The organism is Microbulbifer variabilis, from assembly GCF_052467165.1.
The window spans coordinates 3,951,494-3,968,138 of record NZ_CP174301.1 but is presented as its reverse complement, the minus strand read 5'-3'; the positions used below and the strand labels follow the sequence as shown (position 1 = coordinate 3,968,138).

Annotated in this window: 12 protein-coding genes; 7 read left to right on the top strand and 5 right to left on the bottom strand. The window is 50.2% G+C overall.

Translation table 11 applies throughout. The features are described 5' to 3' along the window. Positions 1-74: 74 nt before the first annotated feature. Both ACJJIP_RS17680 and ACJJIP_RS17675 read right to left on the bottom strand, forming a co-directional pair. Positions 75-2,144 (bottom strand): M13 family metallopeptidase, encoded by a 2,070-nt coding sequence (locus tag ACJJIP_RS17680; protein ID WP_444945721.1) that lies wholly within the window; start codon positions 2,142-2,144, stop codon positions 75-77. A 212-nt stretch (positions 2,145-2,356) separates the two neighbouring features. Next, positions 2,357-3,586: a TonB family protein gene (locus ACJJIP_RS17675; RefSeq protein WP_444945720.1), complete on the bottom strand. Its 1,230-nt coding sequence runs from the start codon at positions 3,584-3,586 to the stop codon at positions 2,357-2,359. A gap of 342 nt (positions 3,587-3,928) precedes the next feature. Here ACJJIP_RS17675 and ACJJIP_RS17670 point away from each other — a divergent pair, with 342 nt between their 5' ends. The 4 genes from ACJJIP_RS17670 (at position 3,929) to ACJJIP_RS17655 (ending at position 10,300) form a co-directional block, all read left to right on the top strand. Further along, on the top strand, positions 3,929-4,639 hold the full coding sequence (locus ACJJIP_RS17670; RefSeq protein WP_020411874.1) for a cyclic nucleotide-binding domain-containing protein: 711 nt from the start codon (positions 3,929-3,931) through the stop codon (positions 4,637-4,639). A 321-nt stretch (positions 4,640-4,960) separates the two neighbouring features. Next, entirely contained in the window at positions 4,961-6,157 is a 1,197-nt protein-coding gene (locus ACJJIP_RS17665) for an efflux RND transporter periplasmic adaptor subunit (RefSeq protein ID WP_282951681.1), read from the top strand. Further along, entirely contained in the window at positions 6,154-9,306 is a 3,153-nt protein-coding gene (locus ACJJIP_RS17660; protein WP_444945719.1) for an efflux RND transporter permease subunit, read from the top strand. The genes ACJJIP_RS17665 and ACJJIP_RS17660 overlap by 4 nt, the downstream gene beginning before the upstream one ends. A 67-nt stretch (positions 9,307-9,373) precedes the next feature. After that, the gene (locus tag ACJJIP_RS17655) at positions 9,374-10,300 is read left to right on the top strand and encodes a phosphoribulokinase (protein ID WP_282951678.1); all 927 of its coding nucleotides are present in this window, start codon (positions 9,374-9,376) and stop codon (positions 10,298-10,300) included. Positions 10,301-10,404: 104 nt separating this feature from the next. Here the strand turns inward: ACJJIP_RS17655 and ACJJIP_RS17650 are convergent, their stop codons facing one another. After that, positions 10,405-11,328, bottom strand: coding sequence for a hypothetical protein (locus ACJJIP_RS17650; RefSeq protein ID WP_020411878.1), 924 nt, complete (start codon positions 11,326-11,328; stop codon positions 10,405-10,407). Between the two features lie 1,315 nt (positions 11,329-12,643). After that, positions 12,644-13,048, bottom strand: coding sequence for a hypothetical protein (locus ACJJIP_RS17645; protein ID WP_020411879.1), 405 nt, complete (start codon positions 13,046-13,048; stop codon positions 12,644-12,646). Between the two features lie 171 nt (positions 13,049-13,219). On the opposite strand from ACJJIP_RS17645, the gene ACJJIP_RS17640 reads away from it, so the two are divergent. Continuing rightward, positions 13,220-13,672: a methylglyoxal synthase gene (locus ACJJIP_RS17640; protein ID WP_020411880.1), complete on the top strand. Its 453-nt coding sequence runs from the start codon at positions 13,220-13,222 to the stop codon at positions 13,670-13,672. A gap of 186 nt (positions 13,673-13,858) precedes the next feature. Next, on the top strand, positions 13,859-14,281 hold the full coding sequence (locus ACJJIP_RS17635; RefSeq protein ID WP_020411881.1) for an ExbD/TolR family protein: 423 nt from the start codon (positions 13,859-13,861) through the stop codon (positions 14,279-14,281). 150 nt (positions 14,282-14,431) lie between these two features. On the opposite strand, the gene ACJJIP_RS17630 is transcribed toward ACJJIP_RS17635, so the two are convergent. Beyond that, the gene (locus ACJJIP_RS17630) at positions 14,432-15,223 is read right to left on the bottom strand and encodes a tryptophan 2,3-dioxygenase (RefSeq protein ID WP_444946937.1); all 792 of its coding nucleotides are present in this window, start codon (positions 15,221-15,223) and stop codon (positions 14,432-14,434) included. A 120-nt stretch (positions 15,224-15,343) separates the two neighbouring features. Here ACJJIP_RS17630 and ACJJIP_RS17625 point away from each other — a divergent pair, with 120 nt between their 5' ends. After that, complete coding sequence (locus ACJJIP_RS17625) at positions 15,344-16,591, top strand: Zn-dependent hydrolase (RefSeq protein WP_444945718.1); 1,248 nt, start codon at positions 15,344-15,346, stop codon at positions 16,589-16,591. The last annotated feature ends 54 nt before the right edge of the window (positions 16,592-16,645 follow it).

Genomic DNA, 16,645 nt, shown 5'->3' with positions numbered 1-16,645 from the left:
GGGCGGGAGGAGAGATATCGCAGGGATAAGGATGACCGGCCGCTGGCGGCGGCCGGTCTTGAGAGGAAAGTCCGTTACCAGATTTTCACCCGCTCTTCCTCAGGCAGATACATGCCGTCACCCTCTTTTACATCGAACGCCTCGTAGAAAGCTTCAATGTTGGGCAATACGCCTTGGACCCGGTATTCGGCGGGAGAATGGGTATCTGTTTTCATACGACCGCTAAGCGCTTTATCGCGCATTTTACTGCGCCAAACCTGGGCCCAGCCCATAAATACACGCTGATCGCCAGTGAAGCCATCAATCACCGCAGCCTCTTTGCCATTGAGGGACATTTTGTAGGCTTTGTAAGCGATGCCCAGACCGGAAAGATCACCGATATTCTCACCCAGGGTCAGCTCGCCATTGATATGTTCGCCTTCCAGCGGTTCGAAAGCGTTGTATTGGGAGACCAGCTTGCTGGTGAGGCTTTCAAAGTTGTTTCGGTCTGAGTCTGTCCACCAGTTGTTCAGATAGCCCTTGCCATCGAACTTGCTGCCTTTGTCGTCGAAGCCGTGACCAATTTCATGGCCGATCACTCCACCAATACCACCATAATTCACCGCGTCGTCCGCATTTACATTGAAGAAAGGTGGTTGCAGGATAGCGGCCGGGAAAACAATCTCGTTCATCGCCGGGTTGTAGTAGGCATTAACGGTCTGTGGGCTCATGCCCCATTCGCTGCGATCGATAGGTTTACCCAGCTTGTCACGCTCGAAGCTGGCTTCAAACAAGTTGGCGGCCAGCACGTTACCTACCAGGTTATTGGCATCCACCTGAAGGGCGGAGTAGTCGCGCCACTTATCGGGATAGCCGATTTTTGTGGTGAAGTTATCCAGCTTAAACAGCGCCTGCTTGCGGGTATCCTCCCCCATCCACTCCAGAGACTGGATGGATTCACGGTAGGCCGCTTTCAGGTTATCCACCAGAACGACCATGCGCTCCTTGGCCTCTGGCGGGAAGTGCTTTTCTACGTAGCGCTTGCCGACAAGCTCACCCACCGCGCCGTTGACGAACTGTACTCCGCGCTTCCAGCGGGGTTCCATTTGCTCTACACCGTGAATAGTGGTGCTATAAAAGTCAAAATGGGCCTGTGCCAGTTCACTGTGCATATAGGGCGCCATAGCGGATAGGACTTTGACCTTTAGATAGCGCTTCCAGGTGGCCATATCGGTATCGGTGATAATCTGGTTGGCCGCTTCCAGGTATTCGGGCTGGCCGACGATGAAGCTGTCAGCCTTACCCAGCTTGGCCTTGGCCAGATAGCTGTCCCAGTCTACCGCCGGCATCAGCTTCTTTAGCTCCGCAACAGATTTTTTGTTATAGTACTTCTCGGGGTCTCGGTTATCCAGACGGCTGCGCTGGTGCTTAGCTAAGCTCTCTTCCAGTTTGAAGATCTTGTCAGAGAAAGCTTTGGCATTGTCGAGCCCAGCCAACTCCTGGATTTGTGCCAAGTACTCTTTATATGCTTTGCGCAGTTTCTTGCTCTTCTCGGTATCCTCGAAATAGTAATCTCGATCCGGCAGTCCCAGACCCGCCTGCCAGAGGAAAGTTATGTAATTTTCAACCTGCTTCAGGTCCTGATAGATAGTACCGCCGAAAGGAACGTTGTAGCCGGCGATATCTGCATAAGCGAAGAAGTCAGTTAGGTCTTTACGGGACTTGATAGCGTCTACCTTGGTGAGTTCACCGGAAACGGCAGACAAGCCCTTTTTCTCAATCAGCTTCTCATTCATAAAGCTGTTGTAGAGGTCACCAATTTGTTTAGCGCCATCGCTTTTGGCGCCCTTGCCCGCTTCCATAATGAGGGCTTTTACCTGCTCGGTGCTCTGGTCCCGCAGGATTGAGAAGCCACCCCAGCGGGATTTGTCAGCGGGGATTTCGGTGTTTTCCAGCCAGGTACCGTTTACATAGGCAAAGAAGTCATCCTGTGGACGTACGTTAGTATCCATGGCGCTGAGATCAATGCCTGAGGAGAGCTGCTCCTGCTGGCTAGCGGCTTTATGATGGCCAGAATTGCCGTGATCGTGTGCCTGGGCTGTTATTGATAGTTGGGTGCCGGTAAGGATGCCCGCGATAGCGACTGGTAATAATAATTTTTTCATTTTTGCTCTATTGGCTAAATTTTCATCGGTCAAAACAGCCGCATATGGTAAGAGGTGACCTCAGGCCAGGACAAGGGGAACTGCGTTCAGAGGGAGATTGGTCGCGATAGACTGCGGAGGGTGCAAGTAAAAAGAATGGGATGAGGGCGGTAAAAGTATCAGGCTGAGCCAGTAATAAGGCCCCATAAGCTGGGACCTTATTGGGATGGGACTTAGTCTGGTAAGTTAAAGGTAATTGGCAGTGAGAAGCTAAAGCCCTCGCTCCCGAGCTGTGTGGGCACAGAGGGGTAGGGGGCTGCCCGCTCAACAGCAGCACGGGCTTCGCGATTGAGAATACTGTAGCGAGAGTCCTGTACCGTCTGAATTTCCTGGATATCACCAGCAGAATCAATTACCACATGCAAGCGTACACTGCCTTCCTGGCCGCGCTCCTGGGCGCGTTTGGGGTAACGAATATGGCTGAAAGTATGGCGCAATAGGGTGGAATGGAATATCTGACGGGCGAGAATCATATCTGCGGTGAGAGGGGCTTCTTCTTCCTCCTCAAGCATTTCCGCAGTGTCGGCGGAGGACTCCATGGCGTCAGTGGCAGCCAGTTGGTTGGCCTCTGCACTGTCTACACCTGCGAGTTGGCGCGGTTCACCTGCTGACTGCAGGAGTTGGTCTGTTGTCTCAGCTCCGGCCGCGCTCTCTACCAAGTCTATGACCTCAATAGTCTCGGCAGCCGCGGGTGTTAGGGTCATTGTTGGGGGGGCGAGTTCGACTGCGGCCAGAGTCGGTTTGGGTAATACCTCCTCTTTTTCCGGCTCCTGGGCAGCCGCTAGAGCTTCTTCCTGGCTGATTTGCTTCAGCTGCAATTCGGCGATGCGTTCACTGCTGGGCTCGAGTGCTTCAAAGGAAGTGAGTAGGCCACTGGGAATATTTCCCGCAGCGAGCAGACCATCGCGGAAATCTGTGGATGGCGGTACAGGACCAACCCAGGCACGCATCAGGGTATCAAAGAAATCGGGATCATTGATCTCGCCCAGAGTAATGCCGTTTAAGGCTACGGTGGTGATGCCGGTATCTGCGGCAAAATCAATGGTCAACTGGTCCCCGCGTAAAAAGCGCCCCTTAAACAGATTGGCAAATGTCACCATGGTTTCAGCCTGGCTGCTCAAGGTATCGCTGCGGTTGTTAATGGCGATGCCTTCCATCCACTGGTTGCGGAATCGGCGTGCGGGCAGGCTACTGGCTAGTACACGCACCTCGAGCCGTCGTGGCAATTCACTATTAAGTAGCCCGGCGGAGTCACCGCTGAGGTTTTCAGAATAGATGGCGGCGATGTAGAGCTCTTTGTTGAATTGCTTTTCGAGCGCGAGGCCGTTTAGGAGTGGTGCAGCTTTTGCAGATACAGCAAGTGTAAACACCAAAAGTGAGAAGACAATTTTTATCGATTTCATTGTTCTACGGTGTCTGATTACCCGGATTAAGAGGTTCCGGTAATTAAGAAGTTGGGGCCCCTCCCCAGTGCACACAAGTCAGATGAAAAAGTGCGCATTCAAAGTGTGAGCGAGCACACTGTACTCACCACTTCGTCTAACTCTACTGCAACTGCAATGGAGTTCAAGCCTAGAGCGGTTAGAATGTCCTCCTACAGGTGATTGGGCGATCACAGCGGGAAACGATTGTCACAAGTCAGGATGGGTGTTGCAGACTGTTATCGTTTAGAATCGCGCTTTATAAAGTCGCTTTGGCCACAGTTTCCAAAAAAATGGAATAGTTTTCACTAATTTGTCGTACGCATGGAAATTAAACCTCTTATCGATTACCCGCGGGATGCCGTGGATCGGCTGCTCAATGTCATTCATCTCTTTCGTGATATTCGCGCAGCCAGTGAATGGCAGTACGATGTACTGTTGAAGCGATCCAGGCTGGTAAGCCTGGAGCCGGGAGAGCAACTGTTGCGCGCCGGTGATGTGGATCAATGGGTCTATTTCCTGTTGCGTGGTGAGTTGCAGGTACAGATGGAAAATACCGGTAATGGTTTGGGGGTGTCCCCGGAGCGTACCTTGGCAGTTATTCGGCCGGGAGAATTATTTGGCGATTTGTCGATGTTGCTGGCGGAGCCGCGCAGTGCCAATGTATTTGCCGCGCGTCATAGCCGTGAGACTCAGGTACTAGGCCTCGATTGTACTTTGTTTGGTGATCTGGAAGACCTCTCCCTATTGCAGTTACCGGCTAAGCTGATTTTTTATCGCAACATGGTGCATTCACTGCGTTGGAAACTAGAGGTTTACCGCTCCAAGTATCCGGGCCACCAGTTGGCGGATAGCCACCGCAGGCTGAAACTTTATACTGGTCCCAAGAACAGTCGCGAGGAACTGCTTGCCCTTGCGGAGCAGGCTCGTGCATTGGCGCAAATACTGCTCGATTGGAATGCGGAGTTTGGTTCTGGCGAGTTGGTCGATGATGAATCTGATATGCTCGGCTTCCTCGAATCCATGCTCTCATGAGTATCAAACCAATTTAATCTTTAAGAGGGTTGAGCTGCTGTCGTGGCCCTAGGTAGTTAGTCAGAATTTGGCAGTGGCCAGCCTTCCCTCCTCTTTAGGTTAAATTCCCGGTTAAAACCAACGCTGTGATTAGGTTCCCCATATACTCAGAGTCTCTCAGACCTCTGTGGATGTAATCGGCCCTGTCGTCACGTCAGTTGGTCTATTTCCAGCAAAATTCAATTTTGGAATATGGCCGTGCTGTGTAAAATTTGGCCTGCTTAAGCCCCTGCTCCATTGAAGCGGGGCCTGTTTACCTCTGTTCAACAGGTTTTTATAGCTATGAGTTTATTGGCATCCATCTGGTCTAACCGCAATTACCGCATGGCAATGTTCATCAGCCTGTTGGCATTTGCCTGGCTGTTCAGCGGCGAATTGCGTTCAGGTGATCCTGTTGAGGAAGAGGAGAAAGCGGCGGCAGGTATAAAGCCCGAGGCGACTATGCGCGTCCAGGCCCAGCGTATCGAGGCACAGTCCTATGCAACCCAGGCACTGGTAAATGGGCACACAGAAGCTAACCGCAGTGTACGCCTGCGTGCGGAACTGGATGGGATCATTACCAATCTGCCTGTGCCCGAGGGCAGTTCTGTGCAACGCGGAGAGGTGATCTGCGAAATTGAAGCGGAGGATCGTCTGGATAAATTGGTGCTAGCGGAGGCAGCCCAGCGCAAGGCTGAGTTGGATTATGCCGGTGCCTTGCGCTTGAAAAAGAAGGGGTTGCAATCGGATACCGCCATGGCTGCTCAGCAGGTGGCATTGGCCCAGGCGCAAGCGGACTACATCCAAGCCAAGGTAATGGTTGATAACTTAAAAATCCGTGCCCCTTTTGACGGCGTTGTTAACAGCCGGGCTGTAGAGTTGGGAGACTTTATTCGCCGCGGTGAAGAGTGTGCCACTCTGTTGGATCTGGACCCGCTCCTGATAGTCGGAGAAGTATCGGAAAACCAAGTAGGCCACCTAATTCCAGGGGGACCAGCCAGCGCGCAATTACAGCGTGGAATACCGGTGCAAGGTAAGGTCCGTTATATCAGCCAACAGGCCCAGGAGATTACCCGTGCCTACCGGGTCGAGGTTGCAGTTAATAATCCTGATAATGCTCTACGGGGTGGCTTGAGTGGTCGCCTGGCCCTGCCTACCGGTGAAATCCTGGCACATCATATCAATTCCTCGCTATTGACCCTGGATGATCGGGGTGAACTGGGGGTGCGTATCCTCGATGAAAATAATCAGGTCAACTTTATTAATGTCACCCTGGTGGGCGATGGGGATGGTGGTGTCTGGGTTAGTGGTCTACCGGACAAGGTCACATTAATTACTGTAGGCCAGGAATATGTCAGTACTGGGGATATTGTCCGTGTGGAAATGATTGCACCCGAGCGGACTTTTGAAAGTCTTTCCCAGCCTGCAAATACTAACTCCGAGCCTATTTTAATACCTGCCTCGGACCAGCGCCCAATAGTAGAAGGTGACCAGCAATGAAGTTGTTGGAAGGCGCGATTGAGAGAAATCGCAGTACGCTTTGCTTGATGCTGCTGATTGTCCTGGTGGGGCTGGTGGCACGCGGAGCAATGACGATCGAATCCAGCCCCGAAGTAAATCCACCCTTTGTTATGGTGCAGGTAACCCATGAGGGAATCTCGCCGGAGGATGGAGTTCGACTGTTAGTGCGCCCAATGGAGCAGGAAATCCGTGCAGTCGAGGGCGTTGTCGAAGTGATTGCCGTCGCGCGGGAATCGCTCGCCTATATAGTGGTGGAATTTGATTCCGCAATCGACGTCGATGATGCCGTGGACGATATCCGCAATGCTGTTGAGAGAGCCAGGGCCGAATTACCCAGGGATGCGGAGGAGCCGACAGTTGAAGAGGCTTCAGCACAGCCATTCCCCACAATAGTAGTTACTCTTTCTGGAGAAAAGGTCAGTGAGCGGGTTTTACTCGATAGTGCACAACGGCTAAAACGCAAAATTGAAAATCTCAGTGATGTGCTGAGTGCAGACCTGCATGGAAACCGTGAAGAAGTTGTTGAAGCAATTATCGACCCGGTGCGCCTGGAGCATTACCAGGTAACCAGTAACCAGCTGATTAATGCGGTACTGGGTAATAATCTGCTGATTCCCGCCGGCGAACTGGATACCAAGCGCGGTCGTTTTTCAGTAAAAGTTCCAGGTTTGATAGAAACTGCCCAGGATGTTTATGAGATCCCCTTAAAAAACTCCCCCGATGGGGTCATTACCCTGGGAGACGTTACCGATATCCGCCGTACCTTCAAAGATGCCGTTAGTTATACAAGCATTAATGGCCGCCCCGGTCTCGCAATTAATGTCGAGAAACGTAACGATGCCAGCTCCGTAAATGTGGCTGACAGTGTCAGGCAGGTTGTACAGGAAGAGCTGGATATGCTGCCCAGGGGGGTGGAAGTGGAATTTGTCTTCGACCAGTCCAACTTTGCGCGGGATATGGTCAGTGAAATGCAGGGCAATATTCTCACAGCCATGCTGCTGGTGATGATTATTGTGGTCGCCGCACTTGGTTTCCGCTCGGGTATCCTCGTGGGTCTGGGCGTACCTTTTTCATTGCTATTTGGTTCCATTGTTACCTGGTATTTGGGTTACTCCTTCAACTTTATGGTGATGTTCGGCATGTTGCTGGCGCTCGGGATGTTGATTGATGGTTCCATTGTGATCACCGAGTTTGCCGATCGCAAAATGGCTGAGGGGTTGAGCGCACGCAATGCCTATATCGCCTCAGTCAGCCGCATGTTTTGGCCGGTGGTCGCCTCTACCGCGACAACGCTCGCCGCTTTTTTGCCGATTATGCTTTGGCCTGGAGTTGTCGGGGAGTTTATGCGTTATTTGCCGGTGACTGTATTTGCAGTTCTGGCGGGTTCGCTGTTGTACGCGCTCTTTTTTGCCCCGGTGCTGGGCTCCCTGTTTGGCAAGAGTAATCTGACTGCATCCACTCGAAATCACCTCAAGCAACTGGAAGAGGGAGAGCCGACCCTGCTGCCGGGCATTACCGGATATTACACACGCCTGCTGGCGTTTGTACTGCGTCGCCCCGCCGCAGCATTTGCAACCACGATAGTGATACTTGTGGCGATCTTTATGGCCTTTGGCCGTTACGGTGCTGGGGTGGAGTTTTTTACGGAAACTGAAGAGCAATATGGCAATGTAGAAATTCGGGCTCAGGGCAACTTATCTATGGCGGAAAAGAAAGTACTTGTAGCCCAGGTAGAAAAGGCTGTGTTAGGCGTACCGGAAGTTCGCGTTGCTCACAGTACTATTGGCTCTGGAGGAATATCCGGTAATTCCGATAGGGCACCGGATCAAATAGCCAATATGCTGGTTGAGCTGTTACCGGCAGAAGAGCGGGCAAGGCGCAGCCGGGAAGTATTTGAAGATATTCGTGCACGCACTGCCAACTTTGCCGGAATTAAGGTGACGGCCAATGTTATGGAGGGAGGGCCGCCGGTTGGTAAGGATATTGTCTTGGAGTTACGAGGGCAGGATTATGAAAAACTCCTGGCGGAGACTTGGCGATTGCACCGGGCGATGGAGGATGAATTCACAGGCCTGCGGGATGTTGTGAATACAGCCCCACTTCCCGGTATTCAGTGGGAGGTGCAAGTGGACCGAGCCAAAGCTGCCCTGTATGGAGCGGATCTCACTGAAGTAGGGCGCGCAGTACAATTGGTGACAAATGGTGTGCGCGTGGCCGAATACCGTCCCGATGACACTGATGAAGAGGTGGATATTCGTATTCGCTACCCAAGGAGCGCCCGTGGAATTACTGCATTGGAGCAGCTGAAGGTAAATACGGCCCGAGGTACAGTGCCGATCAGTAGCTTTGTACACACAGAGGCCATGCCCAAGGTTGATAAAATAGAGAGGATTGATGGAATAACCCGTATGCAGATTAAGGCGGACGCCCAGGAGGGAGTATTACCGGATGATAAGGTAAAAGAAATCCGGGCCTGGCTGGAAAAAAATCCGGTGGACCCGAGTATTGAATTACTGTTTCGTGGTGCAGATGAAGAGCAGAGTGAGTCTTTCCAGTTTTTAGGCGTTGCTTTCCTACTTTCACTATTCCTCATGTTTATCTTATTGGTGACCCAGTTCAACAGCTTTTATCAGTCATTGCTGATTCTATCCTCGGTAATTATGTCTACCATTGGCGTCATGCTCGGCCTGCTGGTAACCCAAAGTACTTTTAGCGTCATTATGACTGGAGTTGGCATCGTTGCTCTGGCGGGAATTGTGGTCAACAACAATATCGTACTTATTGATACTTACAATTTTGTGCGTAAGAGTGAACCGGGATTCACACCAGCCCAGGCTGCGCTAAAGGCCTCTACCCAGAGGCTGCGCCCGGTGTTTCTTACTACGGCCACAACTATTCTTGGGTTATTACCACTGGCTTTGGGGGTGAGTGTGGATATGGTTGGCAGGAATGTGGTGGTTGATGGAGTGATAGCCTCCTTCTGGGTCAAACTTGCCAGTGCTATTGTGTATGGTCTTTCTTTTTCCACATTACTAACGCTTCTGGTCACTCCGGTGATGCTGGTGCTACCGGGACATCTACGTGGAAAGCGATTTGGGACCGGGTTGGGCAAAATTCGCTGGAGTTAGCTTTATATAGTCTTATGATCACTAATTGCGGGGGCCATGGCCCCCGTTTTCTTTGTAGGAAATAAAAATGCTAAAAACCTGGCCCGAAAGTATTGTGGAGCGCAGCCGCTATCTTGTCGGGACAAACTTGCGCTCCAGTATCGTGGACTTTATTTCGCAGCATCAGTTGCCAGCGGAGTTTCACTCAGAGGTACTTCAATATTATTTGCCGCTGGCATTGTGGTTGCAGGAGTGTCATGCACCAGGAAAAACGCTGGTAGTGGGTATTAGCGGTGGCCAGGGCACTGGTAAGTCCACACTGACAGACTTTATTCGTTGCGTTTTGTCAGAGTTTGGACTCGATTGTTGTGCACTCTCCCTGGATGATATTTACCTGACCCGCGCAGAGCGACGACAACTTGCACAGGATGTTCACCCCCTTTTGCAAACTAGGGGAGTACCGGGCACTCATGACGTTCAAATGGGGATTGATATCCTTGAGGCTCTGTGTCATGCCAGCAGTCAAACGACTATAGCTCTCCCCCGTTTTGACAAAACTGTTGATGAGAGGGCGCCTCATGATCGGTGGCCGATACACAATGGGAAGGTGGATATAGTTCTGTTTGAGGGCTGGTGCCTTGGAGCTCGGCCAATGGTTAGAGCAAATTACCCATTAAACCTTCTGGAAAAGACAGAGGATCAAGCTGGTATCTGGAGGAATTACGTCAACCAACAGCTCAAAGATCATTACCAACAGCTTTTCGATAAAGTAGAAGTTATGGTATTGCTAAAGGCGCCAGATATGAGTTCTATTCTTGAGTGGCGAAAACTGCAGGAGCAAAAGCTACGTGAGCGGACTGGTATGGGGATGCGAGAAGAAGAGTTGGAGCGATTTGTTCAGCATTATGAAAGAGTAACACGAAACATCCTGATGGATATGCCTAACTGGGCGAACTGTGTTTTGCAATTAGGTAGGGACCATCGAATTAAGAAAGTCAGACTCAGGCCAGAATGAGAGAATTACGCGGCTTGGAATAGGAGGAGTGGCAAACGAAAAGCTGAACCCCGGGCCAGCCGGGGTTCGTACAGCGGGAGTTCAAGTTCCCGTTGCTAGGGCACTTACTTGGCCTTGGGCGGGCGGCCACGACCGCGCTTTACAGGAGCAGTTTTAGTTGCAGCTGGGGCTGCGGCGTCTGCTTTTTTGGGGCGCCCTGGCTTTTTCTTTGCTTCTTCGCTTTTAGCTGGGCGTCCAGGCTTCTTTTGTGCAGTTTCTGCCTTTGGTGGACGGCCGCGGCCGCGCTTCACTGGAGCAGCTTCAGTTGCAGCTGGGGCTGCAGTGTCTGCTTTTTTGGGGCGCCCTGGCTTTTTCTTTGCCGCTTCACTTTTGGCGGGACGACCGGGCTTTTTCTTGGTTTCTTCAGTTTTCTTGGGGCGACCGGGCTTCTTCTTAGTCTCTTCAGCGGCTGCTGCTTTTGGCGGACGGCCAGGCTTTTTCTTGGCTTCTTCAGTTTTAGCCGGGCGTCCAGGCTTTTTCTTTACAGCAGTTGCCTTCTTTTTCTCTGCAGCGGCGGCCTTTTTGGCAGCAGCAGCAGCTTTTTTGGCTTCAGCAGCGGCTTTCTTCTTGTCAGCAGTAGCCAGCTTTTTGGCAATAGCAGTTTCTTCTTTAGCGACAACTTTAGCTACCTTAGCGGCAAGTTTGTTGGCAGCTTTGATCGCAGCCAGTTCTTCTTTGGCTTCAGCCGCGGCATTCTTGAGTTCAGTTGCTGCGGTTTTGGCAGCTGCTGCGGCATCGCGGGCTTTCTGCAGTTGCTTTTGCTGTGCAGGAGTCTTCTTCTTGGCGCGAACAGTGGCCAGTTTTTCCTGGGTGGTTTTAGCTTTTTCTGCAGCTTTCTTGGCGTTGATGGCCAATTTTTCTGCTTTAGTGGAAAGGTCTTTCTCTTGTTTGACTCGAGCGCTTTCCAGTTTTGCGGTCAAAGAGCGAAGCTCTGCTTCTAGTTGAGCGATATCGCTAGTAGCGACCTTAGGGGCTTTCTTTGTAGCCATTAAATTATCCCTGCAAAAGATTTGTTTTAGTAAATTGGAGGCATTCCTATCAATTATTCTCAGCCATCTTTGCGTTGCATTGCGTCACTAAAGACGTTTGTTTTCGGCAGAAAACAATTGATAGTGAGTCCCTCCAAGTAAGCGGCGCTAATTGCAGCTTATTTGTATACCTAAATGCAAGTGTTTTATAGGGTTTTTTGCAATTTAAGTTAAAAAAAATGGTTTTTTTTAACTTATTTCCATTTTGTGGACCTGTCAAAGAGGATTTCGAAGGGCGTTTTGTGTTTCTTGATAAGTTATGGACACGTTTTGTTTATCGTAGTGCACGTTTATCAAATGTGTTTAAAACGTGAATAGTTGAGTAATTTCGTATGGATTAATGGTCCTACATTTTTTGTGGCCAACTCTCTTTGTTGGCAAGCTTCTCACTACGGTTAAGATGAGTTAAGTAAGCAATTTAACTTTCTTGTCTACTCATCATGCTAACAAAACCTAACTGATGGCTGTCCATGCCACTTTGTATCTCCGGAAATTTCGCTGTGCAAAGGCATCTATTATCGGGGTGTATAAGTGTGGTGAAGCAAATCATGTAGTTTGAGTGGTTCTTGAGTGTAACTAGTGCGGTGTAAATTAAGTATTTGCAGTGGAAGTGAGTGGCAGACGATATAGCCTTCTTATTTATACGGTTTTATGAGAGCAGTTCTTTGGGAGCAGATTATTAGATGATGCTTTTTGTAACCCATGGTTCTACGGCAACATGGCCGATCTCCGACACCAATGTATAGATTAGTTTTGATGCTCCAGGTTAAGGGGTGCCAACTGATTGAGGGGTTTACACAATGTTTGTGACAGGATTACCAAATAAAAAGCAGGTCAGTTCTTTCAGCCAAAGGAGGGGAAGTTCTAGAGGGGTAGATTAACTAGTTGTTTGTTGATTCATACATTCTGTATTGTCCCTACTTCAGACCGAATCAATTCATTTTGTTATATAGTGACACAAGAACGTATTTCTCTCATTTGTGAATCCCAGTTGATGTTTCGAAGCTTGAAGTAGTCTCACTAGGCAGCATTCGGCCCACGAATTATCACTTTTGTTCATTTTCTATTGAAAGTTGTAAGGGCTTAGTTTGTTAATAGTGTTCATGGGCAGATGTCAGGCTGGGTTGGCGGCAACAAAGTTATTGCGATTGATATTTGCAATTGGGTGGGAGGAGGTTGGACTTTAGTGGATTCTTTTATGGGGCTCCGGTGAAAGGAAAAGACCAGGCTGTTTCTTTCACCGAACAACTAGCTATCTTCATTAGTAATGATTAGATCATAGTGGCCCGTATGGCAGATAGCGGTTATCAGAGTGTTGGCGAATCCACAGCAGCTGTTCTCGTGATAGCGCGGCTTTACGTTGTCGAAGAACCTTTGCTAAAGGTATTACGGCTGACTCCGCTCCCGCATCCCAGCCGGCCAATTGCATTTCTGCGAGTGTGAAAAAACGTATCAGTTGCCATAGCTGATCGTTATTCCAATGCTGGCTTTGCTCCAGCCACTGTTGAGCTGGAAGTCGGATAAGTTGTGAGGCTTGTTGGTCCTCCTCATTTATGGTTTCTGCTAGAGGGCTATCTATCACTGTGGCCGCAATAAATCTTTGCAGTTGATCCCGGTTGAATTCCCAATGGCTTTCTTCTTGCTGGCCATTCACCTGTGGCTCCCAGGCACCGACACTCATACTCACTCCTTTATATAGATAGGATTTTTTTCCTATTATAACGGGCTGGAAATATTCCTGCGGGAGAGAATTTTCTTAATTGGATTGGCAAAGGGTTTTCAAGGGGAGGATGCCAGAGCTAAAAGCCAGAATTAAGATAATATAGAAGAAAATCACCCTGCCGAGGTTCCAATGGAATTTATCTCTAAAGCCCTGCCTGCTACCAAACGCGTCGCTCTAGTGGCACATGATAACCGCAAGGGAACAATGATCGACTGGTGTTTGCGCCACCGCGCGCTTCTGGAAAAGCACAACCTCCTGGCTACTGGAACTACCGGTGGCAAGATTGAGGAGGCCACGGGCCTGAGGGTGGAAAGGTTGCTAAGTGGCCCCCTTGGTGGGGATCAGCAATTGGGGGCCAGAATCAGTGAGGGAGAGGTCGACCTATTGGTTTTCTTTTGGGACCCTTTTGAGCCGATGCCACATGACCCGGATGTTAAAGCGCTATTGCGTATCGCGGCAGCCTGGAATATCCCTGTGGCTTGTAATTCGAGCAGTGCTGATATGATTGTGCAGTCGGCCTTGATGGATCAGGCTTTCAATCGTGAAGTACCGGATTATCAGAACTATTTAGAACAGCGCTAGTCGGATTTTTTCGCTCAAAAAATGATCTGCGGGGCTGGGATTATTTTGTAAGCTATTGATTTTTATGGACTATTTGTCTGAGTTATAGGTTGTGCTTGCAATGCTTGCCGATTCGCGGCAATCTTGCCCACCAGATTAGACCGGTTAATCCGGCACCTTTGGTATTTGATAATTGCACGGTGTTTTATGAGTAGACGACGCGGAAAGGCCGTAGAAGAAGAAAAGGCGGATATCGACCTGACGCCCATGCTGGACGTTGTGTTTATCATGCTGATCTTCTTTATTGTGACGGCGTCCTTTGTGAAAGAGAAAGCGTTGGACGTAAATGTGCCTGATCCGAATCAGACCAACCAGAACCCACCTGATGAAAGTAATCAGAATATTCTACTGGTTGTGAATGCCAATGATGAGATCACTCTGGCGGGTAGCAGAATTGATAGCCGTGCGGTTCGTGCCCGTATCGCCCAGCTGTACGCTGAGAATCCCCAGGCAATCGTGATTGTACGTGCGCACAACAAGTCCAGTGCCGATACTTATGTACAGATTGCTGATGCGGCTAAGGAAGTAAGCCCGGTTATCCAGGTGTCACTGGTACCCTTCGAGAAGTAAGCCCACTCAACTATTTAGTTGAGGGTTAGAGTTAAAAAGCCAGCATTGTGCTGGCTTTTTTTATGCCTGCGCAGTTTTACGGGCAGGAAGAACTACTTGACTATTCACCGACTTATAGTCATAGCTACTTTCTTAGGTCCCGAGTTGTATCTAGAATTCTGAGCGAATAGCCCACAGATCAGGAAAAACGGCCTTGAACAGGGTAGTTTGCAAGTAGCCCACACCACTAGAGCCGCCGGTGCCAATCTTGCTGCCAATGGTACGCTCCACCATCTTCACGTGCCGATACCGCCATTGTTGTAGTGAGGTATCAATATCCACCAAAGCCTCGCAAATCTCGCTAACCAGGGGATCATTGCGATAGATATCAATTAGAATTTGCTGTACCGCAGGGGATGGTTCGGCAACCAGGTTAAAATCACGCTCCAATAGACTATTGGGTATCTGGTGGCCCTCCTTAGCCAGGAAATTTAGAAAAGCGTCCCACAGTGTTGGGGATTTCAGTCGCTTTTGCAGGCGAGCATAGTGTTCAGAACCCGGTAAATAGTTATCGAGCTTTCTTGGATCCTTGGCTCCATATAAGAATTCCAGCTCGCGGAATTGAAAAGATTGAAAACCACTGGCGGTTGAAAGACGATCACGGAAAGAGAGGAACTCCAGAGGGGTGAGGGTTTCGAGGATGTCTACCTGCTGGATTAGGGTACGATAAATGGCATCCACTCTTTTCAGCGTATGCAGAGCGCGGTTGCGTTCGCCAGCATTGAAAAGGCTCACGAGGAAGTCCAGCTCGTGCAGCATTTGCTTAAACCACAATTCATAACTCTGATGAATCACAATAAATAAAAGCTCATCGTGCTCTGGGCCATCAGAAAGGGGCTTCTGGCATTGCAGAAGCTCGTCTACTTTAAGGTATGAGCTGTAGGTGAGTGGCATAGTGGGCAGCTTCCTGGTCGAGTTTTGATCAGCTACAGAATATTGCTCTCTTTAGCCAGTCAGGATCAAAACAAAAATTTCAGCAAAGTGATTAGTATGTTGCTCAATATTAGGCCCGGAGTTCTTTGAATGGAAAACCCCGTACAACAACTGCGTGTCGACGGTGCACGCCTATGGCGTAGCTTGATAGAGATGGCTGAAGTTGGGGCCACTCCTGCTGGTGGCTGCAATCGACAGGCGCTGACGGATGAAGATCGCAATGGGCGCGATTTGTTTGTGCGTTGGTGCCGTGAAGTTGGCTGCGAGATTCGTGTGGACCGGATGGGAAATATTTTTGCCAGGCGAGCGGGTTTAGATAATAGCTTGCCTGCGGTTATCACCGGGTCCCATCTGGATACCCAGCCTACTGGCGGAAAATTCGATGGTGTGTATGGAGTACTGGCGGGATTGGAGGTACTGCGTACTCTGGAGGAGAAGGGGATAAGGACCAAAGCGCCACTGGAAGTAGTCGTGTGGACTAATGAAGAGGGCGCACGTTTTTCCCCAGCGATGGTGGGTTCTGGTGTTTGGGCTGGGGAGTTCAGTCTCGAGTACGGCCATAGCCGTGTTGATAAGGCGGGATTCAGTATTGGTCAGGAGTTGGAGCGCATTGGATACCTGGGAACTGAGCCAGCCAAGCCCTTCCCGGTAAAAGCGGCTTTCGAAGCTCATATTGAGCAGGGGCCGATTCTTGAAAAGCAGGATCAGGTGATTGGTGTGGTTACCGGGGTACAGGGTATCCGCTGGTACGATGTCACTTTTTTCGGTACTCCCTGTCATGCCGGTCCTACGCCTATGGAGGACCGCCGTGATCCGGTGCAGGCTTTGGCATGGCTTTGTGAAAGGCTTTACGGCGAAGTAAAGGCTTACTCTGAAGATGCCAGAATGACCTGTGGCGATCTGCGCGCAGCTCCGGGCAGCCGCAATACAGTGCCGGAAAAGGTTGTACTGGCCCTGGACTTGCGTCACCCCAAGCCAGAGGGGTTAGAGCACCTGCATCGCAGCCTTTACCGAGTGGCAGAGCAGGTGCAGGAAGCCAGTGGTGTTGCCATTGATGTGCGGGAGGAATGGTATTCGCCGCCGGTAGCTTTCGATGAGGCGTGTATCGAGGCTGTTGACAGCGCTGTGCAAAGCCTGGGTTACAGCCATCGCAAGATGGTCTCCGGTGCTGGGCATGACTCTGTTTATGTCTCCAGGGTTGCCCCGGTCTCAATGATTTTTGTCCCCTGTGCAGGTGGCCTTTCCCATAATGAGGCTGAATCCGCTGAGCCTGGACATCTTGAGGCAGGTTGTAATGTCTTGTTGCAGGCAATGCTTTCCAGTACTGAGCTGGCCTGAGGCTATAGAGAAATAAATTAAAGACTGAATGGGCTTTTGGGGAATATAGCCAGT